Raw genomic sequence first — 25,182 nt, 5'->3', positions numbered from 1 at the left:
GTGGGCGTCGGTGGTGATGACGAAGCCGTCAGGGACGGAAAACCCCGCGCCGATCAGCTCACCCAGGTTGGCGCCCTTGCCTGCGGCCGGCGCCACCGTATCCCCGCGAGCGTCCCCGCCGACGTCCTTCAGGCGCGCCAGTGGTCTCATACGCGCTCCTCCACGTGGGCGTTGGTGCGCAGCTCCCGCACGGGCAGCAGGATCGCCAGCGCGAACGCCGCCGCCAGCAGCGGCGTCATCAGGGCGAACACCAGCGGCATGGCCTGGCCGAGTGCCGCCGCCTGGCTGTGGCCGCCGTCCATGCGCCAGGTGATGAGCGTGCCGGCCGCCGCGACGCCCGCCGAGGCGCCGATCTGGCGCAGGAAGGTCACCGAGGAGGTGGCGGTGCCGAGGTCGGCGTAGTCGACGGCGTTCTGCGTGGCCAGCACCATCACCTGCATCACCAGGCCGACGCCGAGCCCGACGAGCGCCATGGCCGCCGCGACGGCGGCGAGCGCGCCGGGCCGGGGCGCGTCGTACAGGCCGGTCGACAGGAGGGACAGCAGGGCCAGGCCCGCGCCGGCCAGTGCCGTGCCGGCCACTGGGTAGGGCTTGTAGCGGCCGGTGCGGGTGATCAGGCGGCCGCTGGCGATCGTGGTCGCCAGCACCCCGGCCATCAGCGCGGTCACCACCAGCCCCGCTTGGGCGGCGCCGGCGCCGAGCGCGATCTGCAGGAAGGCCGGCAGGTAGGTGAGGGTGCCGAACAGGGCGAAGCCGATGAGGAAGCTGATGGCCACCGGGATGGCGAAGGCGCGCCGGCGAAACAGCCGCAGTGGCAGTACGGGGTCTGCGGCCCGTCTGGCGGTCACCAGCCAGACGGCCGCGCCCGCGAGGGCCACGGTCAGCCAGGCCGGGTGGCGGGTCTGGCCGAGCAGCACCAGACCGACCACCGCCGCCGCCAGCGCGACGGTGCCGGCGTAGTCGATCGGCGGCCGCCCAGCGGAGCTCGCAGTGGAGCTCATCGTGGAGTTCGTCGTGGGGCGGGGCAGGTGCAGGGTGAGGGTCAGCAGCACGAAGGCCAGCAGGCCGAGGGGCGGATAGATCGCGAAGATCCACCGCCAGGTGAGCCGGTCGACGAAGAAGCCGCCGAGCAGCGGGCCGCCGACGGCGGCCACGACGTAGGCGGCGCCGATGAAGCCGAGATAGCGGCCGCGTTCGCGGGGCGAGACGAGCTCGCCGATGACGGCCTGCGCGCCGATCATGAGGCCGCCGCCGCCCATGCCCTGCAGCGCTCGGAAGGCGACCAGCTGCGGCATGGAGGAGGCCAGGGAGCACAGCAGCGCGCCGGCCACGAAGACGATGATCGCGGCCTGCATGACGGGTTTGCGGCCGAAGCGGTCGCCAAGCTTGCCGTAGACGGGCATGACGACGGTGGCGGCGACGAGGTAGGCGGTGACGACGGCGGGCATCTGGTGCAGGCCGCCGAGGTCGGCGGCGATCGACGGCAGCGCCGGGGTCATGATCGTCTGGTCGAGGGCGCCGAGCAGCATGGCCAGCACGAGTCCTGGCAGGACGAGGACGACCGATCGGCGCATCACGACCCCTTTTAGGAAACGGCTCGTTCTCTAAGGAGGCTACGCTTCACCTTTTGGAGACGCAACGTTCACTATCGATCGGTGTGGGGCGCTCAGCACGCGGCGGCCAGGGCGGCGGCCACCCGCTCCAGCGCAGGCAGCGCCGGGGTGTAGGGCACGCGCAGATGATGGATGAGCGTCGCGTCGGCCGCGAAGCGGGGCCCGGGCGTCAGGCTCACTCCCTCCCTGCCCATCGCGGCGGCCACCTCGTCGGCCCGCGCGCCGCTCAACCGCAGCCACAGCGCCAGCCCGCCCTGCGGAAGGGCGAAGTGCCAGCGCTCGTCACCGGCCAGTAGGCCGGCCAGATGATCACGCCTGCGGCGCAGCTCGGCCCTGCGCCGCACAAGCAGAGGCTCGAGTCCGGCCAGCAGCTCCACGGCCAGCAACTGCTGGGTCGGCGCCGCGCTCAACGGCCCGCACAGCGGGTGCGCGCCGAGCCGCCCGATCAGCGAAGCGGGACCGCGGACCCAGCCGATACGCAAGCCGCCCCACAGCGTCTTGCTGGCCGACCCGATCAGCACCGCCCCGCCGATCCTGGGCGGCGGCGCGGGATCGGCGCGCAGGTCGAGCTCGCGCAGCGTCTCGTCGGCGATCAGCGTGATCCGCTCGCGCGCGGCAAGCTCGGCCACCGTACGGCGCGCCGAGACCGTCATCAGGGCGCCGGTCGGGTTGTGGAAGTCGGGCGTCAGATAGGCCAGCCCGCCACGCGCGGCGGCGAAGGCGTCGGCCAGCTGGTCCAGATCCCACCCCTGCGAACCGACCCCGAACGGGGCCACCGTGATCGCCGTGCTCCCCGCGCCGCGCAGCAGCGACAGCACGTCGAAGAAGGTGGGGCTCTCGACCGCGGCCACCCGGGGCCGCAGGTACGCGCACAGCAGCGCGAAAGCCGCCCGCGCCCCCGAGGTGATCAGGATCTGCTCCGGCAGGGTAGCCAGACCCTGCCCGGTGTAGCGACGGGCGATGAGCGAGCGCAGCGAGGCCAGGCCCGGGCCGGGCTCGCCGTCCTCGGCCAGGACGGGACCCGCCTGCTCACACACGCGCAGCATCGCCGCATGGAAGGCCTCCTGCGGCGCGGCGGGCACGGCCCTGCGCAGGTCGATCACCCCCATGGCGCCGCTGGCCGACACCGGCGCGATCGGCTCGGCCAACGGCGGCGGCAGCCGCAGCGTGCTGGCGCTGCCCTGCCGCGTCCGCACCCAGCCGCCCTCGCGCAACTCGGTCAGGGCGGCGACCACGGTGCCCCGGCTGACGCCGAGCGCGGCGGCCAGGCGCCGCTCGGCGGGCAGACGGCCGCCGGTTCGCAGCCTGCCGTCGAGCACCGCCTCGCGCACCGCGGCGGCCAGCGCGGCCACCAGCACAACCCCTGGCCGCCGCCACTGGCCGAGCGCCGCGACCAGCCGCTCCTCACCCGCCTGCATTGGTCCAGTTTCCCATGATTGGACCAGGCCGTGGGCGGGACCGGCGGCTATGGTCGGCAACCGAAACGACCTGTAAGGAGCACCGCACGTGGATTCGCACCTGGCCGGAGACCTCGCCCGGCTGCCGGCCCTGCTGGACAGCACCCGCCGACGCGCCACCACGTTCCTGGACGGCCTGGCCGAGCGGCCGGTCGTACCCGCGTGGCCGGCCCCCGAGCCGACGGCGCTGCCGTCCACGGGGATCGGGCTGGAGGGCGCCCTGGAGGAGTTCGCACGGCGCTGGGAACCCGGGCTGTCGGCCAGCGCGGGACCCCGCTACCTCGGCTTCGTCACCGGCGGCGTCACCCCCGCCGCGCTGGCCGGCGACTGGCTGACCGCCACCGTCGACCAGAACGCCATGTCGTCGCTGGACCCCACCGGCCAGCACCTGGAACGCGAAACCGTCGGATGGCTGCGCGAGCTGTTCGGCCTCAGCCCCGCCCACCAGGGCGTCTTCGTCAGCGGCGCCACCATGTCCAACACCGTCGGCCTGGCGATCGCCCGCGAATGGCTCGGCGAAAGCCGGGGCGTCTCGGTCGCCGACGCGGGCACGGCCGCGCTCGGCCCCGTGCGGGTGCTGTCCGGCAGCGCGCACTCCAGCATCGCCAAGGCGCTGTCCATGCTCGGCATGGGCCGCGACAGCCTGACCACGGTGGCGCTGCTGCCCGGCCGCGAAGCCGTCGACCCCGCCGCGCTCGAACGCGCCCTGGAGCAGGCGCAGGGGCCCTGCGTGGTCGTCGCCAACGCCGGCACAGTCAACACCGTCGACTTCGACGACCTGCGCGCCGTCGCCGACCTGAAACGACGGCACGCGTTCTGGCTGCACGTCGATGCCGCCTTCGGCGCCTTCGCCGCCCTGTCCGCCGAGCACGCCCACCTCCTCGCCGCCCTGGACCAGGCCGACTCGGTCTGCGTGGACCTGCACAAATGGCTCAACGTCCCCTACGACAGCGCCGTGCACTTCACCCGCCGCCGCGACCTGCAGGCCCGCGTCTTCCAGAACGCCGCCGCCTACCTCGGGCCGCTCGGCGACACCCCCGACCTGGTGCACCTGAGCCCGGAGAACTCCCGCCGCATGCGCGCGCTGGCGACCTGGTTCACCCTGCGCGCCTACGGACGCGAGGGCCACAAGGAGATCGTCGAACGCTGCCTGGCCTGCGCCCGCACCCTCGGCCAGGCCGTCGAGGCAACCGCCGGGCTGCGGCTGCTGGCCCCCGTACGGCTGAACGTGGTCTGCTTCACCCTGGAGCACGACCCGACACCGCAACGCCTGGCCGCCCTGGCCGAGGCGGCGGCCCCCGAGGTCTTCCTCACCCCCACCGTCCTGGACGGCGTCCCCGCGCTGCGGGCGGCCTTCAGCAACTGGCGGACCACCCCCTCGGACGCGCGACGGGCGGCCGACACCCTGCGACGGCTGCTGTGAGCCCGCCGCGTCGGTGACCGCCGACCTCCGGACACCCCCGCGCGCCGGCGCGCCAACCCCTCCGGTATGGTGACGAACCCCAGCAGTGCTCCGAACGAGAGTGCTCCGACCGAGGAGGTGAGACCCATTTCGCCACATCAGGCTGGGTGCTCCCACCTCACAGCCGTCCGGTCCGCCACCCGCGCGTGACACCGGAGGGAGCGCCCACAGGCATTTTCCGAAAGGCGCTCATGCCGGCACCATCGTTGTCCCTCATCGTCTCCACCCTCCGCTCCGCGGGCTGCGTCTTCGCCGAGGACGAGGCCGAACTGCTCCTGACCGCCGCCACCACCCCCGCCGAACTGACCGCCATGGTCGAGCGGCGCGCCGCCGGCCTGCCGCTGGAACACGTCCTGGGCTGGGCGGAGTTCTGCGGCCTGCGCGTGGCCGTCGACCCCCGCGTGTTCGTCCCCCGCCGCCGCACCGAGTTCCTCGCCCGCCAGGCGATCGAACTGGCCCAGGCCGCCGGCCGCCCAGGCCGCCCCGCGGTCGTCGTCGACCTGTGCTGCGGGTCCGGCGCCCTGGGAGCCGCCGTCGCCACCGCCGTCCCCGACATCGAACTCCACGCCGCCGACATCGAAGCGGCCGCGGTACGCTGCGCCCGCCGTAACCTCGCCGACCTCGGCGGGCACGTCCACCAGGGCGACCTGTTCGAGCCGCTGCCCCCGCACCTGATGGGCCGCGTCGACGTCCTGATCGCCAACGTCCCCTACGTCCCCAGCCGCGACGTCGAACTGCTGCCGGCCGAAGCCCGCGTCCACGAGCCGCGGGTGGCGCTCGACGGCGGAGCCGACGGCCTGGAGGTCATGCGCAGGGTGACGGCCGCCGCGCCCGGCTGGCTCGCGCCAGGAGGGAGCCTGCTGGTGGAGACCAGCGGGAGGCAGGCGCCGCACGCCGTGCGGACCTTCACCGGCAACGGCCTGCACGCCCGCGAGGCCTCCTGCGAGGAGCTGTACGCCACCGTCGTCATCGGAACCGCCCCCCTCCCGTGACCCGGCGCGCCGCCCGCCTGCCCGGCCGTCAGGTCACAGGCGGGCGGCGTTGGCCTCGACCGCCGCGCACAGGTAGGCCGCCAGGCCCGGCGCCATCGCCTCGAACGTGGCGGTGAAGCGCGGATCGCTCACATACAGCTGGCCCAGCCCCCGGTGAATGGCGGGCGTGCACGGGTAGAACCAGCGGCTGATGTACCCGCGGTGCCGTTCGGCCAGGTCCATCACCTGCTCGGCGTCCGCGGGCAGGCCCGCCTTCATCGCCGCCACCAGATCGGCGACGATGCCGGCCCCCTCGGCCTGCAGCTGCAGCCAGTCGGCCTTGGTGTAGGCGGCGACCCTGCGGCGGCTTTCGGCGTACTCCTCGCCGCCGCCCCAGCGCCGCTCGGCCTCGGCCTCGTGCTCCTCGGGACGGAAGTCGCCGAACACCTCGAAGCGTTCCTCGGGCGTCAGCGCGATGTTCCTGCTGCGCGCCTCCATCGCGATCTCCACCGCCGCCACCATGTCGCGCAGCCTGCCGATGCGCAGCGTCAGCAGTTCGTGCTGGCGCCGCAGATGCGTCATCTCGTCGCTGGCGGGATCATCGAGGATCGCCGCGATCTCCTCCAGCCCGAACCCGAGCTCCCGGTAGAACAGCACCTGCTGCAGCCGTTCCAGATCGGCCTCGGCGTAGCGGCGGTAGCCCGCGCCGCTACGCTCGGACGGCGACAGCAGCCCGAGCTCGTCGTAGTGATGCAGCGCGCGGACCGTCACCCCGGCCAGGCGCGCGACCTGCCCCACGGAGAAGCTCATGCCCCCAGCATGAACCCTCACCCAACGTGAGGGTCAACCGCCGCTGGACTCTCCCATCACAGGAGAGTCCATGCTTGAGCCATGGATCTTCTGCCGATCGGGCAGTTCGCCCGTCTCAGCAGGCTCAGCGTCAAACAGCTGCGGCACTACGCCGAGCTCGGCCTGCTGACGCCCGCCCACGTCGATGAGGACAGCGGCTACCGCTACTACCACCCGTCACAGGCCCGCCAGGCGCTGTCGATCGGGTTGCTGCGTTCACTCGACGTGCCACTGGCGGTCATCGGCCAGGTCCTGTCAGGTACGGCAGGCGCGCTCGGCCACGTCCGCGACGATCTGGAAGCCGAGCTGCAGCGGCGGCGGCGCACCCTGGCCTCACTGGAACGGCTCATGCGTGAAGGACTGCCCGCCGCCCGCGTCGTCGAGGTGGAGGTGCCGTCGCTGCTGGTGGCGGTGACGGCCGAGCAGGCCGCCGGCGACCTGGACATCGGCAGGGCCACCTCGGCCTGCGTGGCCAGGCTCGTGGCCGCCTGGGCGACGGGCGTCACAGGCGCCCAGGAAGGCACGCAGGACCCGGGCCGTACAGGCGAGGCGGGGGAGCGGGGGCCCGAGCTGATCGGGCTGTTCCCCGTCGAACTGGCCGAACCCTGCACGGTCGAGGTGGCGCTGGTGACCGGTGCACCGGTCGCGGGCGCGATCCCGCGCGTGCTGCAGGGAGGCCGCTTCGCCCAGGTCACCCACGTCGGCCCCTACGACCAGATCGCGCTGACCTCCCACGCCCTGCTGTCGTGGTGCGCCGAACGCGGCCACCCGGTGAGCGGCCCGATCCGCGAGGTGTACGCCTCCGACCCCGGTCGCACCCCACCTGACCAGCTCATCACCCACATACAGATTCCCCTGGAGGAACGACCATGTTGACCAGCTACGGCCCCGTCACCGCCCTGACCGTCACCGGTGTGGGCGAACCAGGCGGCACCGAGCACGCCGCCGCGATCTCCGCCCTCTACACCGTCGCCGGCGCCATGAACGCCCCCATCGGCCCGATGGAGGGCCGCTGGTGGGTCGAGGACTCCAGGCCCCCGCTGAGCGTGCCGCGCGAGCAGTGGCGCTGGCACCTGCACCTGCCGCTGCCCGCGGCGCCCGAGCCCGGCACGATGGAGGCGGCCAGGGAGTCGGCCCGGCCCTCCGGCGCGGCGGTCGACCGGGTACAGGTGGTCACCTTCACCGAGGGGGAGTGTGTGGAACTGATGCACGAGGGCCCCTACAGCGAGGAGCACGTGACGCTGGCGGCCATGCAGGAGTACATGGACGCCAACGGCCTGGTCCCCAACGGCCTGCACCATGAGGTCTACCTGTCGGACCTGCGGGAGAGCGACCCCGCCAAGATGCGCACCGTGCTGCGCCAGCCTGTCAGGAGCGCGGCGGCCATCGGCTGACCGCCTGCACCTGCCCGCCTGCTTATCTGACCGCTTGCCCACCTGGCCCGGCCGCTGCCGGCGCGGCTCGCCGAGGGCTCCTTTCGAGGCCGGCCGGTACCCGGCTTCCCCATCATGGCCGCCGCCGCGGTGGGGGAGCCGGGCATGCCGCACGGCGGTCGGCCGCCTCCCACCGTGGAGCGATCCCACAACCAGCTCGCCCTGCGCCTCACCCCCGCCATCCGCAGCTGACGCCCACCCGCGAACAGCACCCCACGGCAGGGGAGCGACGTCACCAGCCGGACAGCACCTCCGCCGCCATACCCAGAGGACGAACCTCACCGGCCGGACAGCACCTCCGCCATACCCCCATGCCCCGCCGTGCTACTGCGGCGACAGCGCCAGCCGCACCCCGAAACCCACCAGCACCGTACCGGTCACCCCGTCGATCACCCGGCGCGCCCAGGGCCGCTCCAGCCACGAGCGTGCCACCCCCGCCCCGGCGATCAGCAGCGCGAACCACACCATGCCCTCGAGATTGTGCACCAGCGCCAGCAGCAGCCCTCCCACCAGCGGCGGCGCCTCCTGCGGCAGGAACTGCGGCAACAACGCCACATAGAAGACACCGATCTTCGGGTTGAGCAGGTTCGTCAACGCGCCCCTGGCCCACGCCGCCACCACACCGCCGTCCCCCTCCCGCGCGGCGGGCGCCCCCACCGCAGAGGCCGGCCCCTCACGCCGCGCCCTGACGATCATCGACACGCCGAACCACACCATGTAGGCCGCCCCCGCGTACCGCAACACCGTGAAAGCCACCTGCGAAGCCGTCAGCAACGCCGACAACCCGGCCGCCGCCGCCACACCCCACACCAGCACGCCCGTGTTGATGCCCAGCGCGGTCGCGAACGCCTGCCGCCTGCCCTGCGTCAACGCCGAACGCAGCACCAGCGCCGTGTCCAACCCTGGAACGATCGTGAGAAACGCCGCGACAAGCGCGAACGATAACAAAGCCGAAGTCATGCCCTCATGATGCCTTCCGTCGCCGGCCCCGGGCATGCGCCCCCGAGCACGCGTACCCCTGGACAGAGGCCGGCCACGTGCCCAGCACGGCGGCCGGCCACCGCGTGCCGTACGGCCTCCTGCGACACCGCCCCGAACAGCACCCCCGGCACAGCACCGAACGCGACGCCAGGCACAGCACCGAGCACAGCACCGAGCACAGCTCTCGGCACGAGGCTCACCCGCGCTGCTCCGGCGGCGGCTTCAGCAACGGATGGGCGCGCATCGCCACCTCCAGTTCACCAGGCAACTCGTCGCGGTAGCGCCCCAGCGTCGCCAGATCACTGTGACCCAGCACCCTGCGCACCGCGTCCATGTCGACCGCGTCGGCCAGCAGATGCGTGGCGGTCGTGTGCCGCAGCCCGTGCGGCGTCACCGAACGTCGCTGCGACGGATCCACCTCCCGCTGCACCCTGTCGATCACCGCCTGCACATCGCCGCGCGCCAGCCGCCGGCCCCGCCACGACAGCAGCAACGCCTTGTCGGCCGTCTCGGGACGACCCCCGTCCAGGTACGCCTGCAACGCCTCGGCCACCAGACCGGGCAACGGCACATCCCGCGTCTTGCCGCCCTTGCCGAAGATCCGCCAGTAGCGCACCCCGTCGTTGGTGTAGAAGTCCTCCACGTTGGCCCGCACCAGCTCCGAGACCCGCGGCCCCATCGTCGACAGCAACAGCACGATCAACGCATCACGCAACTCCGTCCGCTGATCGCTGCGCGGCCTGCGCCGCCCCTCGGCCACCGGCTCGGACCGCTCAGGCCTGAGGGCCTGCGCCGCCCCGATCAGCCCCTGCGCCTGCTCACGCGTCAACGCCCGCCGCTCAGGCCGCAACCCGCCCCGCTCCTTGGCCGTCACCGTCGCCATCGCCATCGGATTGATCTGCACCCACCCCGCCAGCGCCGCGTGCTTGAACAGCGCCGAGATCGAACGCCGAAAGCGCGCCTGCGACGAGGCGCTCTGCAACCCCCCGCCCGCCGTCGCCCGCCGCCCGTCGGGCTTGCGCGCGAACGCCAGCAGGATGGCATCCACATCCTCGCCCGTCAGATCGTCCAGCACCGTGCCCTCACCGGCCAAGGCCACCAGCGTCGCGGCGTCACGCGCGTACACCTCCGCCGTCGAGGCCGACAACGCCCCCGTCAGCGTCTTGGCGCGCACCAGCTCCACATAGCGGTCAGCCGCCTGCGCCACCGTCAGCCTGTTGAGCTCCGCAGGCCGCATGCCCCTCCTCGCCTAGAAGATCCGCGGCAAGACCGTATCGAGCGCCACCGACAAAAACACCTCCACCCTGCCGCCCACGACAGCCCCGACGGCTGGCCCGAGGACACCATCGACCAGCTCGAGCTGTTCCTGCTCGACAACCAGGCCATGCCCCCCAGCTCCGCCGCGCCTACGACCACGACCGGCCCGACCTGTTCCTCCACGACATCGCCGCCGCACCCGCCCGCGTCCTGGCCACCCAATGGCGCATCCCCGCCATCCAGCTGTCACCCACGCACGTGGCATGCAAGGGCTACGAACAGGACATGGCGCCGACGCTCGACCGGCTCGCCGCCACCCCCGAAGGCGCCGACCACTTCCGCCGCGCCCAGCGGTTGCTCGACGACGAAGGCATCCACACCCCGCACGCCGACTTCGTCGGCCGCCCCGAGGCCTGCCTGTTCATCCCGCGCGCCCTGCAACCCCACGCCGAACGCGTCGACCGGGGCCCGCTACACCTTCGTCGGCCCCTGCATCGGCTCCCGCACCCGGCCAAGGCACCTGGCAGCGCCCCCAGGCACCGACAAGATGATCCTGGTCTCGCTCGGCTCGGCCTTCACCAACCAGCCCGCCTTCTGCCGCGCATGCCTCAAAGCCTTCGGCGACCTGCCCGGCCGGCACCTCGTCCTGCAGATCGGCGCGCACGTCGAGCCGTCAACACTGGGGCACCTGCCCGCAGGCGCCGAGATCCACCAATGAGTACCCCAGCTCGACATCCTGCGCACCGCGCTGCTCGACCTCAGCTCCGATCCCGCCGTCGCCGAGCGCCTGCACACCATCCAGCGCCAGCTCCAGGCCGACGGCGGTACCCAGCGCGCCGCCGACCTCATCGAGCAGGCACCCTAGATGTCGCGGAAGATCTCGATCCGCGCGCCCAGCGCCGTCAACCGGTCCGCCAGATCCTCATACCCTCGGTTGATGACATAGACGTTGCGCAGCACCGAGGTGCCCTCGGCCGCCATCATCGCCAGCAGCACCACCACCGCAGGCCGCAACGCCGGAGGGCACATCATCTCCGCCGACCGCCACCGCGTCGGCCCCTCCACCAGCACCCGATGCGGATCCAGCAGCTTCACCGACGCCCCCAGCCGCGTCAGCTCCGTCAGATAGATCGCCCGATTGTCGTAGACCCAGTCATGAATGAGCGTCGAGCCCTGAGCCGTCGCCGCGATCGCCGCGAAGAACGGCACATTGTCGATGTTCAACCCGGGAAACGGCATCGGGTGGATCTTGTCGGTGGGGGAGACCAGCTTCGACGGCCGCACCGTCAGATCCACCAGCCGCGTACGGCCGTTGGCCGCCCGGTACTCCGCCGACCGGTCATGGTCCAGGCCCATCTCCTCCAGAACCGCCAGCTCGATCTCCAGGAACTCGATCGGCACCCTGCAGATCGTCAGCTCCGACGACGTCACCACCGCCGCAGCCAGCAGGCTCATCGCCTCCACCGGATCCTCGGAGGGGGAGTAGTCCACATCCGTCTCGATCTGTGGCACCCCGTGCACCGTCAACGTCGTCGTGCCGATGCCCTCCACCTTCACACCCAGCTCCTCCAGGAAGAAGCACAGGTCCTGCACCATGTAGTTGGAGGAGGCGTTACGGATCACCGACACCCCGTCATGGCGGGCCGCGGCCAGCAGCGCGTTCTCCGTCACCGTGTCGCCCCGCTCGGTCAGCACGATCGGCCTGGTGGGGGAGACCGACGCGTCCACCTTGGCGTGGTACATCCCGCCCGTCGCCGCCACCTCGAGCCCGAAGTGCCGCAGGGCGCTCATGTGCGGCTGCACCGTGCGCGTGCCCAGATCGCAGCCGCCCGCGTACGGGATCTCGAACTGGTCCGTGCGATGCATCAACGGCCCCAGGAACATGATCACGCTCCTGGTACGGCGCGCCGCCTCGGTGTCCATCGACGCCAGATCCAGCTCGGCCGGCGGCACGATCTCCAGATCGCCGCCGCCGTTGATCCACCGCGCCCGCACCCCGATCGAGGCCAGCACCTCCAGAATCCGGTAGACCTCCTCGATCCGCGCCACCTTCCGCAGGATCGTCCGCCCCGAATTCAGCAGCGACGCGCACAGCAACGCCACGCACGCGTTCTTGCTCGTCTTGACCTCGATGCTGCCCGACAGTCGCCGGCCGCCCACCACCCGCAGGTGCATCGGACCGGCGTAACCGAGCGAAACGATCTCGCTGTCCAGCGCCTCACCGATGCGGGCGATCATCTCAAGACTGATGTTCTGATTGCCCTTCTCGATGCGGTTGACCGCGCTCTGGCTCGTCGCCAGCGCCTCCGCGAGCTGCAGCTGCGTCCAACCCCGGTGCTGCCGCGCGTCCCTGATCAGCTTGCCGATCCGCACAAGATAGTCATCTGCCACAACAGGCAACATATCTCACATATGAGATTCCTTAGAGACCGGACACACCCCGATGCCACGCCACATTCTCCGGCGTCACCAACGCCTTCGCCTTACCCACGAAATCCCGCCGCGCCGCCGAGAACCCCCGCCGATCATCGAACATGTCCCGGCTCATCTCCGCCAACTCCTCGATCCGATAGGCGTCCAACGGCTTACGCCGCTCATCCTCCTCCCGGCGCTCCCGCTTGACCCGCACCAGCTCCGCGTAGTCATCACGCCCCGCCAACCGCTCGGCGAACTCCAGGACCTCCTGCTCGAACTCCTCCCGAGACCCCTTCAACACCCGATCGGCCAACCCCATCGACACCGCCTGAGCCGCCCCCACCGGCAACGCCTCCTGCGTCAGCGACTGCGCCGTCTCCGCACCCACCCGCGCGGGCAGCACATACGTCCAATACTCCGAACCGAACAACCCCATCGTCCGATAGTGCGGGTTCAACACCCGCCCCTCACGCACCAACACCCGGTCGGTGCCCAGGCCCATCATCACCCCGCCGGCACCGGCACTGCCCGCCATCGACGTCACCACCAACTGCCCCGTACACGAAATGATCTCCCGGCACACCCCGTTGATGGCGTTGATGTTCATCCACGCCTCCATCTCCGGATGGCGCGCCGCCTCGATCACATTCAGGTGGATCCCATTGGAGAACACCTCACCCCCACGCACCACCAACACCCGCGTGTCCTGCGCCACCGCGTACTGCAGCGCCTCCACCAACCGCCGGCACTGATTGGTCGCCATCGCCCCGTTGTAGAAGTCGAAACTCACCACCCCCACCCGACCGGCCCGCTGGTAGGTGATCTCCGAAAACCCCGGCTGCGACGACGGAGCCCGCCCCAGCCGCCGCCGCAGCACCGACACCGCAGGCAGCTTCACCCCACCACGGTCCTCACGCCGCAACTGGCCCACCCACACCGTTCCGTCACCGGTGTGCACCAGCACCGCCCCACCACGACGAGCCGCCACCGCACCAGGCTGACCCATCAGCACAGGCCCCACCCGCGCGTCGAACACCCGCACATCCATCCCGCACAACACCGCCGCTGCCCCCGGCGACCCGTCAGCGGCCCGAATCCGCCGCACCACCCGATCCGACGACTCCGCCCACGAGAACTCCCGATCCGCGCGACGCATCGCCGGACGCAACTGCCCCCACACCTCCGGCCGCCCGTAATCCAGCGGCATCGGCACGAACGACGGGTCCTCGGCCTTGCGCACGACCTCCAGCACCAGCTCGGTCGCCGCGTCCGCCACCGGACCGTTGTACAGGCTGCTCTTGCGCGCGGGATCCTCGGGCAGCGCGAACTCCCGCCACCCCCAGATCGGGCCCGCGTCCATCTCCTCGACCGCCTGCAACGCCGTCACGCCCCAGCGCCGCTCGCCTTCCAGGATCGCCCAGTCCAGCGAGGACGGACCCCTGTCGCCGCGCGGACCGGGGTGGATGATGATCACCCTATGCTCGCGCCACAGCCGCTCGGGCACCCTGTCCTTCAGGAAGGGGCAGACGATCAGGTCGGGTTTGGCCAGCGACACGGCCTCGAGCATGACCTCCTCGGAGATCGCGAGCTCCACGGTCACTTCATGACCCGCCTCGCGCAACTCGATCCACGCACGCTGGGTCAGGCCGTTGAACGCCGAGACAAGAAGCAGAATCCGCACTTTGGAGCATCCTTCAGAGCTGAACCTTTGACTAAGAAAGTGATGCTGACACGCCTGAGCAAACCCGAGTGACAGAAACGCGCAAATTCCCGATTTTCCCGACATTGAAATTCGGGCATAAGGGACAAAAGGGGAGATTAAGCCCAGAAAGGAAGAGAAGGCAAGATCGATGACATCGGGGGAGAGGCTCGCCGGCGGGGCCGCACACGGCACGTTCCGGCGATCGCCGATCAGGGGAGACGTGGTGTCGTGTGTGCTGCGTCACGGCGACAGGCGGGGCGCCCGCGCGCGCACGGCGCCCGTCCGCCTCGCCCCGGATTCTTAAACCAAACAGAATTCACCTTCTGTCCGGTTTAGCGTCGATTCACAGCTTTCGTACGAATCGGGTGGCGGCGCGATGACTCATGCCCGTCTCGCCGCGCACCAGGAAGACCGCCTCCTGGAACTGGCCCGTCGCCTTCAGCTCGCGAGCCTGATCGGTGACGTCCAGTGCGGGGATGAGGCGGTTGCGCGGCCGCCGCGTCAACCGTACGGCCAGGAAGATCAGGAACAGGATCACGGCGGTCACGAGCACGGTCAGCAGGACGAGGGAACCCAGGCTCGTCGGCATGACCCGATCGTAACCGGATCACCCGCATCGATCACAGGGTCTGGACGAAGGCCTCGGCTTCACCCTGGCCCATGCCCGTCTCGCCGATCACCAGGTGGACGGCCTGCTCGGCGCGGCCGGCCGCCTTCAGTTCGCGGACGCGGGTGGCGAGGTCGGGCCGGGCGCCGGCGGGTGGGCGCTGCAGGCTTTGGAGCATGGGGTGGCTGTGGCCTGCGGCGATGGCGTCGACGACGTCTTTGGCCTGCTTGAGGCCGAGTCCCGTGTGCTGGCGCAGGAGCTTGATGGCGTGGATCTGGCGGCCGCCGGCGACCAGGTCGCGCAGGGCGGCTTCGAGGTCGTGCGGCGCGACCGGCCGGTTGGGTGGCGGCGTCGTGGCGGGTCGGCGGGCGGCGCGGACGGCGGCGGTGACGACGAGGGTCACCAGGAGCGCGACGACGGCGATGACCGCGAGGACGATGAGGAGTTCGGCCGGTCCGATGTTCGGCATGCCGTGATCGTATCCCCAGCCGTTTGCTCGATAATGAACATTATGTCAAGTAGAGGTGATGGAACCCTCTCCTGACGGAACCTTTGACGAATCGTGGAAAGAGCGCCCCTGAATGATGGGGTCGCATAGTGTAGGGAGTCCGTACGTCGGATAAGGGAGCACACGTGGGGAACGACGGGGTCTTGTGCCAGGTGTGCCAGGGGGTTCTTCCCGCTAGCGGCCGTGAGGCGTATACGACGGCCCGTGGCCGGTTGATCGTCACCAACGGTTACTGCGAGGGCGGGTGCGTCGAGCGGGTCGCGCTGCGGCAGCCGCAGCAGCACCAGCAGCAGCCGGTCGAGGTGGTACGGCAGGCGCCGGTGGCGATGCCGCAGCCGCCCGGTGTCCGGGTGTTGAGCTCGTAGGAGTTCGGGGGCTGCTCCCCCGTGATCGTTGTGGGCCTGCGGACGGTGCGCCGCGGGCCCTGTCGTGTGTGAGGGTGTGGCCACGCGCCTGAATCCGCCCCGCCTCCCCCGCGACGGCCCTTCCGGCTGCGCATGCCGGGGCTCCTCTCCCCCGTTCGCCTGGTGGCCGGTTCCGTCCGGCCGGACGGCGGGGCGCTTGGCTTGTCACGGTTGGTCACTGTGTGTGATCGCTCTCCCCCGGTTCGGTGTGCCAGTAGTCGCGGGTTTCGACGGCGAGGCCGTCGGGGTCGAACCGGGCGAAGACGCATCCTGCGAGGATCGTGGGCTGGTGGCCGTCGAGGGCGTGGACGCGGAACTCGATGGCGGCGCGGTCGCCGTCGACGAGGGGCCGCTGGAAGGTGACGGTGATGGGCGTCTCGCCGTCGAAGGACCAGCGGATGTAGTCGAGGATGGCGGCCTTGCCGTGGTGGGGTGGGCGGAAGGGCATGCTGGTGTGGACGGCGTGGTCGGCGTAGAGGGTGGCCAGGGCGTCGAGGTCGTGGTGGGTCCAGCCGTGCTGCCAGGTGTCGGCGAAGCGTTGGGCGGCGGTGCGGGTGTCCATGGTGCTGATTTAATCGCTTGCGGTTTTGTCGGTGCGGTTGGTTAGTGTTCCGGCTCGTGGCTCTTCAACCTCTCATCTACGCGCGCGGGCTGGTCAAGCGGTTCGGTGAGTTCACCGCGGTGGACGGCATCGATCTGGAGGTGGCGCCTGGCGAGGCGTTCGGTTTCCTGGGTCCCAACGGGGCGGGTAAGTCGTCGACGATGCGGATGATCTCGTGTGTGTCGATGCCGTCGGCGGGCGAGTTGCGGATCTTGGGAATGGACCCGGTGCGGGAGGGGCCGGCGATCAGGGCGCGGCTGGGTGTGTGCCCGCAGCTGGACAATCTGGATCCTGATCTGACGGTGCGGGAGAACCTGACGACCTATGCCCGGTATTTCGGGTTGTCGCGGTCGCAGGCGCGGGAGCGGGCCGAGGAGATGCTCGAGTTCGCGCAGTTGACGGAGAAGGCCTCGAGCAAGGTGGAGCCGCTGTCGGGTGGGATGAAGCGGCGGTTGACGATCGCGCGGGCGATGGTGAACGAGCCTGATCTGGTGTTGCTGGACGAGCCGACGACGGGGTTGGACCCGCAGGCGCGGCATCTGCTGTGGGAGCGGTTGTTCCGGCTGAAGCAGCGTGGGGTGACGTTGGTGTTGACGACGCACTACATGGACGAGGCCGAGCAGTTGTGTGATCGGCTGGTGGTGATGGACGGCGGGCGGATCGTGGCCGAGGGGTCGCCGCGGTCGCTGATCGAGACGTATTCCTCTGCCGAGGTGGTGGAGTTGCGCTTCGGGGCCGAGCCGTTGGAGGGGTTCGTGGAGCGGTTGTCGGGGGTGGGTGATCGGGTGGATGTGTTGCCTGATCGGATCCTGGTGTATGCGAAGGACGGCGATGAGGCGGTGTCGGAGGTGCATCGCAGGGAGTTGGCGCCGTCGAGTGTGCTGGTGCGGCGCTCGTCGCTGGAGGATGTGTTCCTGCACCTGACCGGCCGGACGTTGGTGGACTGATGGCGCATCCGACGGTGGCGGTGCTGGAGCGGCATCTGACGTTGTACAAGCGGTTGTGGCGGGCGTCGTTGTTTTCGACGTTCCTGCTGCCGTTGCTGTTCCTGGCGAGTATCGGGCTGGGGGTCGGGGGTTATGTGGGCACGGTGGGGGGCGTGCCGTACGTGGAGTGGATCGTGCCGGGAGTGCTCGCCTCGACGGCGTTCCAGATGGCGGTGGGTGAGTGCACCTACAGCGTGCTGAGTGAGTTCAAGTGGACGCGGGGCGCGCACGCGATGTTCGCGACGCGGGTGTCGGCGTGGGACATGGTGCGGGGCTGGATGCTCTACATCGTGTTCAGGGTGATGGTGGCGGCGGTGGTGTTCCTGGCGGTGGTGGCCGGGTTCGGGGCGTTGTCGTCGGTGTGGTCGGTGGTGACGTTGCCGGTGGTCGCGGTGCTGGCGGTGGCGGTGGCGGCTCCTGTGTCGGCGTTCTCGGCGTCGATCGACCATGACAGCTACTTCGCGTTGCTGTTTCGGTTCGTGATGATTCCTTCGACGTTGTTCGCCGGGGTGTTCTTTCCGGTGGAGCAGTTGCCTGCGGTGGTGCGGCCGTTGGCGTATGCGTCTCCGTTGTGGCATGGGGTGGAGTTGTGCAGGGCGGCGACGTTGGGGGTCGCTCCCCCGTGGCCGGTGTGGGTGCATGTGGGTTATCTGCTGGTGTTCGGGGTGGCGGGGCTGTGCTGGGCCGCGTATGCCTTCCGTAAGCGACTTCAGGACTGATCATGGTGACGTTGGCGGTGGCTCGGCGGGTGTCGGCGGGCCGGGTGGGTGCGGTGGTGGGCCGCAATGTGGGGGCGTTGCGGAGCGGGGCCTCGTACTGGCTGGTGCTGGTGTCGGGGTTTTTCGAGCCGCTGCTGTACCTGTTGTCGATCGGGGTCGGCGTGGGTGCGTTGGTGGGGCGGATTCCGCTGGGTGACGGGCGGGTGGTGTCCTATGCGGTGTTCGTGGCTCCGGCGATGTTGGCGGCTTCGGCGATGAACGGTGCGTTGGCGGAGACGACGTTCAACTTCTTCTTCAAGATGAAGTACGCCAAGACGTTCGAGGCGATTTTGGCGACGCCGGTGCGGCCGATCGAGGTGGCGCTGGGTGAGCTGACGTGGGCGATGGTGCGCAGCTCGTTCTATACGGCGGCGTTCCTGCTGGTGATGGCTGTGATGGGGTTGGCCGAGCCGTGGTGGGCGTTGGCTGCTTTTCCGGCGACGATGCTGGTGGGGGTGGCGTTCGGGGCGGCGGGGATGGCGATGTCGACGTTCTTGCGGGGGTGGCAGGATTTCGATCTGATGACGGCGGCGCAGTTCTCGTTGTTCCTGTTTTCGGGGACGTTCGCGCCGGTGGGGGGTTATCCGCCGGTGTTGGCGGCGGTGGTGCAGGTGACGCCGCTGTATCACGCGGTGGAGTTGGTGCGGGGTCTGGCGTTGGGTCGGGTGGAGTGGGCGTCGGCGGGGCACGCGTTGTATCTGGTGGCGTTGGCGGCTTTGGGGTTGTGGGTGGCGTCGCGGCGGATTCAGAGGGTGTTGTGTTCGTGAACGGCGGTCACTGAGCTGGTCGGGAGCGGGCCGTAAAGGTGGGGGAAGGTCTCGTCGCTGCCCGGGGGTGTTTCGTAGCGGATGTCGAGGCCGGTGGGGTCGATCTCGAGCAGGAGCAGGGGTTCGGTGACGTCGGCGTAGAAGCGGTCGGTGACGGCTTGGGCTTGGCGGCGGTCGGTGCTGAGGTGGATGAAGCCTTCTTGTTCGAGGGTGCGGCCGCGGGTGGAGATGCGGTATTCGCCGGTGTGCTGGGCGTGGTGCCAGTCGGTGGCGTAGGCGATGTGCAGGACGTTCATGTGAGGGCCTCCAGGGCGAGGTCGACGTCGAGTTCGGTGGTGTAGAGGTGGAAGCTGGCGCGTAGTCTGCCTGCGCGTACGGCCATGCGGACGCCTGCTCGTTGGAGTCGTTGCGGGGTGTCGGGGTGGGTGGTGTCGAGGGAGACGATGGCGCTGTCTCCTGGTGGTTGGCCGAGGCCGGTGCGGAAGCGGTTGGCCATGGCGAGGTTGTGTCGGCGGATGTCGTCGGTGTCGAGCTGGTTGAGCAGGTCGAGGGTGGGTGCGGCGCCGACGTAGGAGAACCAGGCGGGTGACAGGTCGAAGGCGCGGGCGTCGGGGTGGTGGGTGAGCGGCATGCCGTACATGCTGGTGCCGGAGTACCAGTTGGCGGCGGTGGGTGTCATGCGTTCGCGTAGGCGGGGTGACAGGTAGCCGAAGGCGGCGCCGCGGGGGCACATCAGCCATTTGTAGGCGGCGCAGGCCAGGGCGTCGAGGCCGTGGGTGGTGACGGGTAGCCAGCCGCAGGCTTGGCTGGCGTCGGCGATGACGAGGGTGTCGTGGGCGTGGGCGGCTTGGATGATGTCGTCGAGGGGGGCGAGTTGTCCGGTGGCGGACTGGACGAGGCTGAAGGCGACGGCGGTGGTGCGGGGGGTGATGGCGTCGGCCAGCCGGTCGGGTGGGGCGGTGTCGACGTGGGCGGCTACGGCCCACGGGTAGACGTTGCTGGTGAATTCGATGTCGGGTATCAGGATGCGGGCGTCTGGCGGGAGGGCGGTGGCGATCTGGGAGATGATCTGGGAGGCGGTGGAGCTGACGGTGATGTCTTCGGTGGGTGCGCCGATGAGGGTGGCGAAGGCGGCGCGTGAGCGGGTGACCTGGTCGTCCCAGGGTTGCCAGTCGGTGCTGCCGTGGCGCCATTGGGTGAGTGCGGTGTGGAGCTGGTCGTAGGCGGGGGTGGGTGGCAGGCCGTAGCTGGCGGTGTTGAGCCAGCCCGGGGTGGGTTGCCAGAGTTTGCGGGCGGCGTCGAGGTGCATGCCGGTCAGCTTAGGCAGGCGGGAAAATGCGTCGCTTTCGTGGGGTGGGGGTTCCTACACTGCGGGGATGCTCAAGCCTTCCTTTCCGGTCGTGACCGATCGGCTGTCGTTGCGTCCGTTCACCTTCGATGATCTGCAGGCCATTCATGCGTGGGAGTGTTTGCCTGAGGTGGCCCGGTTCCTGTACTGGGAGCCGCGTGATCTTGAGGGGTCGCGTCAGATGCTGGACAAGCGGGTGGCGCGGGTGGCATTGCAGGGGGAGGGCGATGTGCTCGATCTGGCTGTGACGTTGCGGGAGTCGGGGCGGGTGATCGGGCAGGTGCTGCTGAACTGGACCAGTCGTCAGCATGAGCAGGGTGAGATCGGTTACGTGTTGCATCCTGACTTCTTCGGCAAGGGGTATGCGGCGGAGGCCGGCAGGGAGATGCTGCGGCTGGGGTTCGAGGAGTTGGGGCTGCATCGCATCGTGGGGCGGCTGGACGGCCGGAACACGGCTTCGGCTCGGGTGCTGGAGAAGCTGGGGATGCGCCGTGAGGCTCACCTGGTGGAGAACGAGTTCGTCAAGGGTGAGTGGAGCGATGAGGTCGTGTACGCGATGCTCGGCTCTGAGTGGGCCGCGTTGTCGCGTTAGCGGGGCGGGTCGGGGTGCCGGCCGCTGGGTGGGGGCTGCGCGGGCGTGAGTTCGGCGGCGGGTCTCGGTGGCGGGGTCTCAGGGGTGTGGCGAGTTCTCCAAGGGTTCTGGTGAGCGGGCCGGGGTGTTCACCCGCTCCGTCGACATGGCCGGCCGGGCCAACCGCGAGCTGGAGGTGGGCGGCCGTGCCAGGGGTGTGGCGAGCTCGACCGAGTGGCTCGGTTGAGGGGCTCGGTGCGACGGCGTTGACAATGTCCGGGTGGCGCGGTTCGGGACGGATGTGGGCTACTCCCCCTGCGAGCGCCGGCCCGGACGACGAAGGCTTCCACGTCCCGGACGTGTCGCTCCCCCGAGGCCTGCGGGGAGCGGTGGTCCGGGCTGCGAGCCGAGAAGGGGTGGTCCGGTCTGCGGCGCGAGGGTACTCCGGGAGTTCTGGGGGCCTTGCGCGCTCGTTTCGTACCACCGAGATCCTGACATCCACGGCGCATGCCCCGTGCTCATCCCGCGCGCCCTGTGACCTGACACCGGGGGCTGGTGGCGTGGCCGTGGTCACCGATGGCGGGGCACTAGGAGGGAAGCGGGGTGTCGGTAAGACTCGTGCAAGAGCTCGGGATGCTGTGCCTGCACATCCTCCAGTCCTGCCTCGGGATGATCAACGCCCTGATGATTCAGGACACCCTGGCGCTGCCAGAGTGGGCGGACGTCCTCACCGACGTCAACCGGCGCGGTCTCACCCCGCTGTTCCACACGAACATGACGCCGTACGGGGAGATACAGCTGCGTACCGACCGACGCCTGGAACTGTCTGATCTTCCGGCGATATGAATCGCCAGGCGGTTCAGGTGCGTGAAATCCGCTCTGCGAGCAGGGCTCTCAGCTCCAGGTCCTCGCTGATCGCGGCGACGCCGCCCCAGTAGCTGTGGCGGCGGTCGTCGGCCAGGACGTCCCTCATGATGGCGAGATGGCCTTCTGGTAGACCGTCGATGCCTGCGAGGGCTCGGGCAGCGGCCGACGCGACGGGGAGCGGGCGGCCTTCGAGTAGTTCGGCGATGGGGCGAATCAGGATGTGGGCGCCCTCGCCCGGATCGCCGGTGATCTTGATGAGGGCGTGGGCGGCCTCGTGGGCCGTCCAGCGGTCGCGGGCCTTGGCCAGGAGGCGCAGCGTCGGAACGTGGGCAGTGGCGTGGGAGCCGAGGTCGCCGAGGCGGCGGGAGACGTGGTGGTCCTCGCCGAGGCGGGGGCCGAGGATCCGCAGGGCGGGCTCGGGATCTCCGGTTACCTGGAAGTGCGCCCATGCGATCTCGATGAGCGCCCGCCGCTCGCCCGTACCGAGTAGCCGTTCCAGTTTGGGGGCGGCTTGCGCTGCTTGGGGGCCGATCGCGCCGACTACTCCGGCGGACCGGCCCCACTCGTCGCGGTCGAGGAGCGCGGTCAGCTCGGGGACGACCCGCGCGACCCCGTCGGCCCGCGTAGCGGCCCACGCCGCGAGGATCTCCAGCAGGGACCGCCGGAGGTCGTCGGCGGAGTCCGGCCGCAGATGCAGGGAGACCGCGGGGATCAAGGAGCCCACCCAGGGCGCGCAGGGCGTCAGCAGCTCAGCGAGCGAGGGCGCGCCTGGCCAGAAGCTGAGCTTCCCGGCGCGCTGTCCGTGGAGCGTGAAGGCGGTCTTCCGTTGGGCGAGCTGGCCGAGGAGTCCGGGGACAGCACGGTCGTCGCCAGACCAGGCCAGACCCCATATGGCGATGTTCGCCGTGGGCCCGTCCAGGTGGGCGGCCATGAGGTCGGCGTCGTGAGCGGCCTCGCGACGGGCGTGCGCGGCGAGGACTCCCAGGGCGGGAGCCGGATCTTCCAAGGTATCCACGCAACCCCGCAGCGCGGCGAGCAGGCCGGGCGCGCGCGTGTGGACGAGCGCTTCGCATGCGGCGCTGACGGCCGCGACGCGCAGGCGCTGTTCGGGGCGGGCGAGCAGGGCGACACAGACCGATTCGGTGCTGCGCCGGTCGAGGTTGCGCAGCACGTTTGCGGTCGTGTGGTCGGGGTCCCGCGAGGCGAGGTTGCTGTGTGGAAGCGGGACGGGTTCAGCGATGAGTCCGGCGATGATCTGGGCGGTGGGGACCGGGCGGCCAGGGAGCGCCCTGGCCAGAGCAAGGGTTGCGTATGTCCCGTGGTGCGCGTCGGCGCCGTTTTCCTGGTCGCGGAGGAATATGAGGACTTCGGGCAGGACGGCCGCCGAAAGACGCTTTACGAGACTGCCGAGGGCGAGCAGCGCGTCGGTTCGGACGGAGGCATCGGGGTCGGGCCACCCAGAGACGAGCGCCTGGGCAACCTCGTCAGGGTCTTGGGTGTCATTGCCAAGAGCCCAGATCGCGCCCGTCCGGACGGCAGGGTCCTGATCACCGAGCAGGGCGAGCAAGCCTGGGCGCGCCCGTGCCCAGGCCCGAGGCCAGTCGGCGGCCACGAAGCGGGCGGCGGCCACCGCAGCCGTCCCCGCGAGGCGTGCGATGATCTCCAGCACCTCCGGGCGGCACGGGACGCGAGGCGACCCGGCGACCTCCACGAGGAACGGCAGAATCGCCGGCGCGGCTGTGCAGACGAAACCGCCCTGGTGGTGAAGCTCGTTGAGGAGCTCGTCGGCTGCCTCGAACGCCTCATCGCGGGTGAGGAGGGACCGCAGGAGGGCGGGAACATCGCAGCGGCCCCAGTAAGCGTAGGTGAGCTCGCCCCACCGGATGTCGTCGACGCCCTCAAAGATCACATGACGACGATATCGCCTGGCCTGATCGCGAAGTTGCGGTGTGGCGTGGCCTTGCTCTGCTGAGCAGAAGCACGGCGTATGCGTGGGTGCCCGGTTCTTGTTCCGGAGTAATGCGACTTGCTGGCTGGCAGTGGGGCGGCAGCACCAAGCGGTACCGGAGACGTTCACCACGGTCCAGGCCGCCTACGCCACGGCCCTCGAACGGGCCCCGCTGGACGGCGACACCCGACGCGCCTACGACTCCCGCGTCCGGACCTTCCTCGCCTGGCTGGACGCCAGCGGCCTGGACGGCGACCCGCTCACCGACAGCCACGACCGTGACTTCGCCGTCCGCGACTACAAGACCCACATGAAGTCCGTCCTCGGCCGGGCGTCGAACACCGTGAACGCCCATCTGACCGCGCTGGACCACTTCTTCGCCCAGCTCGGGCTCGGCCCCGCCGTGGTGCGTCGCGATGACGCCCCCAAGCTCGCGCCCCGCGCCCTGGACGCACGCCAGCAGAAGCGGTACCTACGTGCCGTAGAACGGCGGCCACTGGCCCGCGACCGTGCGATCGGCCGGCCCGGATCTCCAGTGGCCCCCACATCGCGGTCCGCACATGACCGATTGTGCCGGGCGGAGGTGCGCGGGCGGAGGTGCGCGGGCGGAGGTGCGCGGACGAACGCGCGTGCGCCGGCCGTACGGGGATCGGGTCGAACGGCCGCGCAGAGGGCGCCCGTGCTCGGTCGCTGTCGTGGCCGCCGGCGCCGTGACAGCGCCGCGACAGCGCCGTGTCCGCGGCGGACGAGAGGGTCTCCGGCATGAACTTCACCGACATCCGGCCCCGCCCCCGCACCGTCACCGTCACCGTCGCGGGCGTCCTGCAGTTGCTGTTCGCCCTGGCTTTCCTGATCGCCCCCGTCGCCGGTCTCGTCTACGGCGCCGACGTCCAGGCCGCGGCCGAGGCCGAACTCGTCAGGCAGGGCCTGTCCCCCTCCCTGCTGGCCGAGAACAACCTCCACTTCGACGAGGGCGGCTACGCGCTGGTGCTGCCCGGCACCACCGCCTTGATCGCCGTGACCCTGGCCTGGCTGAACCTGGCAGGCAGACGTGCGGGCCGGATCCTGACCCTGATCTTCCAGCCGCTCTTCCTGGCCCTGGACGTCTTCATCCTCACCAGCCAGATGTCGCAGACGCAGTACCTGCAGTCCATCCTGGGCGAAGGCGTGGACGCGCAGGCGATCCTCGACGTGAGCGATCGCGTCTACCCCGCCTGGTTGCTCGCGGTGTCCGACGCACGCCTGATCGTCACGCCTGTCGTCTCGCTGGTCGTCATCGTCCTGCTCGTGCTGCCGTCGGCGCGCGCCTATTTCAGGAAGTGAGCGGCGGGCCAGGTCGTGGCAGTCCTCGACCCCCCGATTCTCACGCGACCATGTGGGGGTGACATTCCTCGGACCGGCCGGCAGCAGCCCGATCCGAAGACGCTCGGCTACCGCGATTGGTCGCCGATAAACAAAGCGCCCCAGAACTAAGATTCTGAGGCGTTCGGCTTTCACCATGAGAGCCACGGCGTCGACCCGACCCACACCGCCCCGCCGTCCGGGTCGAGCTGGTACCCCCCCGGTCCGTACGCCGCCCGCGGCAGCACCGGCTCTGTGCACGGTTCTTCGCCAGGCCCCAGCAGCAAACCTGGCTTGCGGGGCAAGCATGGGGCTCTGCTCGATCCACGCATAGCA

At 70.3% G+C, this 25,182-nt stretch carries 26 protein-coding genes and 2 pseudogenes; 13 read left to right on the top strand and 15 right to left on the bottom strand.

Features of this window, described 5'->3' with window-relative positions; genetic code table 11:
• Positions 1-146: 146 nt before the first annotated feature.
• A complete protein-coding gene (locus ACFSKW_RS13060) occupies positions 147-1,574 on the bottom strand; it encodes an MFS transporter (RefSeq protein WP_379572464.1) in 1,428 nt (475 codons plus the stop codon).
• A gap of 92 nt (positions 1,575-1,666) precedes the next feature.
• Positions 1,667-3,031 (bottom strand): aminotransferase-like domain-containing protein, encoded by a 1,365-nt coding sequence (locus tag ACFSKW_RS13055; protein WP_379572463.1) that lies wholly within the window; start codon positions 3,029-3,031, stop codon positions 1,667-1,669.
• An 88-nt stretch (positions 3,032-3,119) separates the two neighbouring features.
• On the opposite strand from ACFSKW_RS13055, the gene ACFSKW_RS13050 reads away from it, so the two are divergent.
• Together ACFSKW_RS13050 and ACFSKW_RS13045 are read left to right on the top strand one after the other, a co-directional pair.
• Positions 3,120-4,493 (top strand): pyridoxal phosphate-dependent decarboxylase family protein, encoded by a 1,374-nt coding sequence (locus ACFSKW_RS13050; protein WP_379572462.1) that lies wholly within the window; start codon positions 3,120-3,122, stop codon positions 4,491-4,493.
• Positions 4,494-4,723: 230 nt separating this feature from the next.
• Complete coding sequence (locus ACFSKW_RS13045) at positions 4,724-5,524, top strand: putative protein N(5)-glutamine methyltransferase (RefSeq protein WP_379572461.1); 801 nt, start codon at positions 4,724-4,726, stop codon at positions 5,522-5,524.
• Positions 5,525-5,557: 33 nt separating this feature from the next.
• Here ACFSKW_RS13045 and ACFSKW_RS13040 read toward each other — a convergent pair whose 3' ends face one another.
• Positions 5,558-6,313 (bottom strand): MerR family transcriptional regulator, encoded by a 756-nt coding sequence (locus ACFSKW_RS13040; protein ID WP_379572460.1) that lies wholly within the window; start codon positions 6,311-6,313, stop codon positions 5,558-5,560.
• 81 nt (positions 6,314-6,394) lie between these two features.
• On the opposite strand from ACFSKW_RS13040, the gene ACFSKW_RS13035 reads away from it, so the two are divergent.
• Both ACFSKW_RS13035 and ACFSKW_RS13030 read left to right on the top strand, forming a co-directional pair.
• Positions 6,395-7,228 (top strand): MerR family transcriptional regulator, encoded by an 834-nt coding sequence (locus ACFSKW_RS13035; RefSeq protein WP_379572459.1) that lies wholly within the window; start codon positions 6,395-6,397, stop codon positions 7,226-7,228.
• Positions 7,222-7,746, top strand: a complete 525-nt coding sequence (locus ACFSKW_RS13030) for a GyrI-like domain-containing protein (RefSeq protein WP_379572458.1) — start codon at positions 7,222-7,224, stop codon at positions 7,744-7,746. Before ACFSKW_RS13035 ends, ACFSKW_RS13030 begins: the two co-directional genes overlap by 7 nt.
• Positions 7,747-8,109: 363 nt before the next feature.
• Here the strand turns inward: ACFSKW_RS13030 and ACFSKW_RS13025 are convergent, their stop codons facing one another.
• The 3 genes from ACFSKW_RS13025 to ACFSKW_RS13015 all read right to left on the bottom strand — a co-directional run bounded on the left by ACFSKW_RS13025 (position 8,110) and on the right by ACFSKW_RS13015 (position 10,470).
• Positions 8,110-8,745 carry a LysE family translocator gene (locus ACFSKW_RS13025; RefSeq protein WP_379572457.1) on the bottom strand — a complete coding sequence of 212 codons (636 nt, stop codon included), beginning with the start codon at positions 8,743-8,745 and terminating at the stop codon, positions 8,110-8,112.
• Positions 8,746-8,962: 217 nt separating this feature from the next.
• Complete coding sequence (locus ACFSKW_RS13020; protein WP_379572456.1) at positions 8,963-10,003, bottom strand: tyrosine-type recombinase/integrase; 1,041 nt, start codon at positions 10,001-10,003, stop codon at positions 8,963-8,965.
• A gap of 266 nt (positions 10,004-10,269) precedes the next feature.
• A complete protein-coding gene (locus ACFSKW_RS13015) occupies positions 10,270-10,470 on the bottom strand; it encodes a hypothetical protein (RefSeq protein WP_379572455.1) in 201 nt (66 codons plus the stop codon).
• 100 nt (positions 10,471-10,570) lie between these two features.
• Between ACFSKW_RS13015 and ACFSKW_RS13010 the strand changes: the two genes are divergently transcribed.
• Positions 10,571-10,741 (top strand): hypothetical protein, encoded by a 171-nt coding sequence (locus tag ACFSKW_RS13010; protein WP_379572454.1) that lies wholly within the window; start codon positions 10,571-10,573, stop codon positions 10,739-10,741.
• Between the two features lie 143 nt (positions 10,742-10,884).
• Here the strand turns inward: ACFSKW_RS13010 and ACFSKW_RS13005 are convergent, their stop codons facing one another.
• The 4 genes from ACFSKW_RS13005 to ACFSKW_RS12990 form a co-directional block, all read right to left on the bottom strand.
• Positions 10,885-12,414, bottom strand: a complete 1,530-nt coding sequence (locus ACFSKW_RS13005) for a helix-turn-helix domain-containing protein (RefSeq protein ID WP_379572453.1) — start codon at positions 12,412-12,414, stop codon at positions 10,885-10,887.
• A gap of 31 nt (positions 12,415-12,445) precedes the next feature.
• Positions 12,446-14,119, bottom strand: a complete 1,674-nt coding sequence (locus ACFSKW_RS13000; protein WP_379572452.1) for an enoyl-CoA hydratase-related protein — start codon at positions 14,117-14,119, stop codon at positions 12,446-12,448.
• A gap of 364 nt (positions 14,120-14,483) precedes the next feature.
• Positions 14,484-14,729 (bottom strand): hypothetical protein, encoded by a 246-nt coding sequence (locus ACFSKW_RS12995; protein ID WP_379572451.1) that lies wholly within the window; start codon positions 14,727-14,729, stop codon positions 14,484-14,486.
• A 31-nt stretch (positions 14,730-14,760) separates the two neighbouring features.
• Positions 14,761-15,216 carry a ribosomal protein L7/L12 gene (locus ACFSKW_RS12990; RefSeq protein WP_379572450.1) on the bottom strand — a complete coding sequence of 152 codons (456 nt, stop codon included), beginning with the start codon at positions 15,214-15,216 and terminating at the stop codon, positions 14,761-14,763.
• Positions 15,217-15,467: 251 nt separating this feature from the next.
• On the opposite strand from ACFSKW_RS12990, the gene ACFSKW_RS12985 reads away from it, so the two are divergent.
• Entirely contained in the window at positions 15,468-15,620 is a 153-nt protein-coding gene (locus tag ACFSKW_RS12985; RefSeq protein WP_379572449.1) for a hypothetical protein, read from the top strand.
• A 214-nt stretch (positions 15,621-15,834) separates the two neighbouring features.
• Here ACFSKW_RS12985 and ACFSKW_RS12980 read toward each other — a convergent pair whose 3' ends face one another.
• On the bottom strand, positions 15,835-16,221 hold the full coding sequence (locus tag ACFSKW_RS12980; RefSeq protein WP_379572448.1) for a nuclear transport factor 2 family protein: 387 nt from the start codon (positions 16,219-16,221) through the stop codon (positions 15,835-15,837).
• Between the two features lie 44 nt (positions 16,222-16,265).
• On the opposite strand from ACFSKW_RS12980, the gene ACFSKW_RS12975 reads away from it, so the two are divergent.
• From ACFSKW_RS12975 to ACFSKW_RS12965, 3 genes are read left to right on the top strand one after another with little or no spacing between them, the layout of a single operon-like run.
• Positions 16,266-17,207 (top strand): ABC transporter ATP-binding protein, encoded by a 942-nt coding sequence (locus ACFSKW_RS12975; RefSeq protein WP_379572447.1) that lies wholly within the window; start codon positions 16,266-16,268, stop codon positions 17,205-17,207.
• A complete protein-coding gene (locus tag ACFSKW_RS12970) occupies positions 17,207-17,965 on the top strand; it encodes an ABC transporter permease (RefSeq protein ID WP_379572446.1) in 759 nt (252 codons plus the stop codon). Before ACFSKW_RS12975 ends, ACFSKW_RS12970 begins: the two co-directional genes overlap by 1 nt.
• Positions 17,966-17,967: 2 nt before the next feature.
• The gene (locus tag ACFSKW_RS12965; protein ID WP_379572445.1) at positions 17,968-18,771 is read left to right on the top strand and encodes an ABC transporter permease; all 804 of its coding nucleotides are present in this window, start codon (positions 17,968-17,970) and stop codon (positions 18,769-18,771) included.
• On the opposite strand, the gene ACFSKW_RS12960 is transcribed toward ACFSKW_RS12965, so the two are convergent.
• Positions 18,750-19,067 carry a DUF952 domain-containing protein gene (locus tag ACFSKW_RS12960; RefSeq protein ID WP_379572444.1) on the bottom strand — a complete coding sequence of 106 codons (318 nt, stop codon included), beginning with the start codon at positions 19,065-19,067 and terminating at the stop codon, positions 18,750-18,752. The genes ACFSKW_RS12965 and ACFSKW_RS12960 overlap by 22 nt on opposite strands.
• Positions 19,064-20,080, bottom strand: a complete 1,017-nt coding sequence (locus ACFSKW_RS12955; protein ID WP_379572443.1) for an aminotransferase class V-fold PLP-dependent enzyme — start codon at positions 20,078-20,080, stop codon at positions 19,064-19,066. Before ACFSKW_RS12955 ends, ACFSKW_RS12960 begins: the two co-directional genes overlap by 4 nt.
• 67 nt (positions 20,081-20,147) lie before the next feature.
• Here ACFSKW_RS12955 and ACFSKW_RS12950 point away from each other — a divergent pair, with 67 nt between their 5' ends.
• Positions 20,148-20,711, top strand: coding sequence for a GNAT family N-acetyltransferase (locus ACFSKW_RS12950; RefSeq protein WP_379572442.1), 564 nt, complete (start codon positions 20,148-20,150; stop codon positions 20,709-20,711).
• Positions 20,712-21,311: 600 nt separating this feature from the next.
• Positions 21,312-21,536, top strand: a pseudogene (locus ACFSKW_RS12945) (hypothetical protein); the annotation flags it as partial.
• 13 nt (positions 21,537-21,549) lie between these two features.
• Here the strand turns inward: ACFSKW_RS12945 and ACFSKW_RS12940 are convergent.
• Together ACFSKW_RS12940 and ACFSKW_RS12935 are read right to left on the bottom strand one after the other, a co-directional pair.
• Complete coding sequence (locus ACFSKW_RS12940) at positions 21,550-22,728, bottom strand: hypothetical protein (protein WP_379572561.1); 1,179 nt, start codon at positions 22,726-22,728, stop codon at positions 21,550-21,552.
• A 261-nt stretch (positions 22,729-22,989) separates the two neighbouring features.
• Positions 22,990-23,169: pseudogene (locus ACFSKW_RS12935) on the bottom strand (HEAT repeat domain-containing protein); the annotation flags it as partial.
• A gap of 427 nt (positions 23,170-23,596) precedes the next feature.
• Between ACFSKW_RS12935 and ACFSKW_RS12930 the strand changes: the two are divergent.
• Positions 23,597-24,271, top strand: coding sequence for a hypothetical protein (locus ACFSKW_RS12930; protein WP_379572440.1), 675 nt, complete (start codon positions 23,597-23,599; stop codon positions 24,269-24,271).
• Complete coding sequence (locus tag ACFSKW_RS12925; RefSeq protein WP_379572439.1) at positions 24,268-24,828, top strand: hypothetical protein; 561 nt, start codon at positions 24,268-24,270, stop codon at positions 24,826-24,828. Before ACFSKW_RS12930 ends, ACFSKW_RS12925 begins: the two co-directional genes overlap by 4 nt.
• Positions 24,829-25,182 lie beyond the last annotated feature (354 nt).

Source organism: Nonomuraea mangrovi (assembly GCF_042681425.1).
Lineage (GTDB): Bacteria > Actinomycetota > Actinomycetes > Streptosporangiales > Streptosporangiaceae > Nonomuraea > Nonomuraea mangrovi.
This window is presented reverse-complemented; position numbering and strand designations above follow the sequence as displayed.

Coding starts and splice junctions, on each gene's coding strand:
- ACFSKW_RS12925 (WP_379572439.1), top strand. CDS start 24,268: ATGAACTTCACCGACATCCGGCCCCGCCCCCGCACCGTCACCGTCACC.
- ACFSKW_RS13055 (WP_379572463.1), bottom strand. CDS start 3,031: ATGCAGGCGGGTGAGGAGCGGCTGGTCGCGGCGCTCGGCCAGTGGCGG.
- ACFSKW_RS12950 (WP_379572442.1), top strand. CDS start 20,148: ATGCTCAAGCCTTCCTTTCCGGTCGTGACCGATCGGCTGTCGTTGCGT.
- ACFSKW_RS13030 (WP_379572458.1), top strand. CDS start 7,222: ATGTTGACCAGCTACGGCCCCGTCACCGCCCTGACCGTCACCGGTGTG.
- ACFSKW_RS13010 (WP_379572454.1), top strand. CDS start 10,571: ATGATCCTGGTCTCGCTCGGCTCGGCCTTCACCAACCAGCCCGCCTTC.
- ACFSKW_RS13020 (WP_379572456.1), bottom strand. CDS start 10,003: ATGCGGCCTGCGGAGCTCAACAGGCTGACGGTGGCGCAGGCGGCTGAC.
- ACFSKW_RS12960 (WP_379572444.1), bottom strand. CDS start 19,067: ATGAACGTCCTGCACATCGCCTACGCCACCGACTGGCACCACGCCCAG.
- ACFSKW_RS13060 (WP_379572464.1), bottom strand. CDS start 1,574: ATGCGCCGATCGGTCGTCCTCGTCCTGCCAGGACTCGTGCTGGCCATG.
- ACFSKW_RS12990 (WP_379572450.1), bottom strand. CDS start 15,216: ATGCCGAACATCGGACCGGCCGAACTCCTCATCGTCCTCGCGGTCATC.
- ACFSKW_RS12955 (WP_379572443.1), bottom strand. CDS start 20,080: ATGCACCTCGACGCCGCCCGCAAACTCTGGCAACCCACCCCGGGCTGG.
- ACFSKW_RS12970 (WP_379572446.1), top strand. CDS start 17,207: ATGGCGCATCCGACGGTGGCGGTGCTGGAGCGGCATCTGACGTTGTAC.
- ACFSKW_RS12995 (WP_379572451.1), bottom strand. CDS start 14,729: ATGCCGACGAGCCTGGGTTCCCTCGTCCTGCTGACCGTGCTCGTGACC.
- ACFSKW_RS13040 (WP_379572460.1), bottom strand. CDS start 6,313: ATGAGCTTCTCCGTGGGGCAGGTCGCGCGCCTGGCCGGGGTGACGGTC.
- ACFSKW_RS12980 (WP_379572448.1), bottom strand. CDS start 16,221: ATGGACACCCGCACCGCCGCCCAACGCTTCGCCGACACCTGGCAGCAC.
- ACFSKW_RS12965 (WP_379572445.1), top strand. CDS start 17,968: ATGGTGACGTTGGCGGTGGCTCGGCGGGTGTCGGCGGGCCGGGTGGGT.
- ACFSKW_RS13045 (WP_379572461.1), top strand. CDS start 4,724: ATGCCGGCACCATCGTTGTCCCTCATCGTCTCCACCCTCCGCTCCGCG.
- ACFSKW_RS13025 (WP_379572457.1), bottom strand. CDS start 8,745: ATGACTTCGGCTTTGTTATCGTTCGCGCTTGTCGCGGCGTTTCTCACG.
- ACFSKW_RS13035 (WP_379572459.1), top strand. CDS start 6,395: ATGGATCTTCTGCCGATCGGGCAGTTCGCCCGTCTCAGCAGGCTCAGC.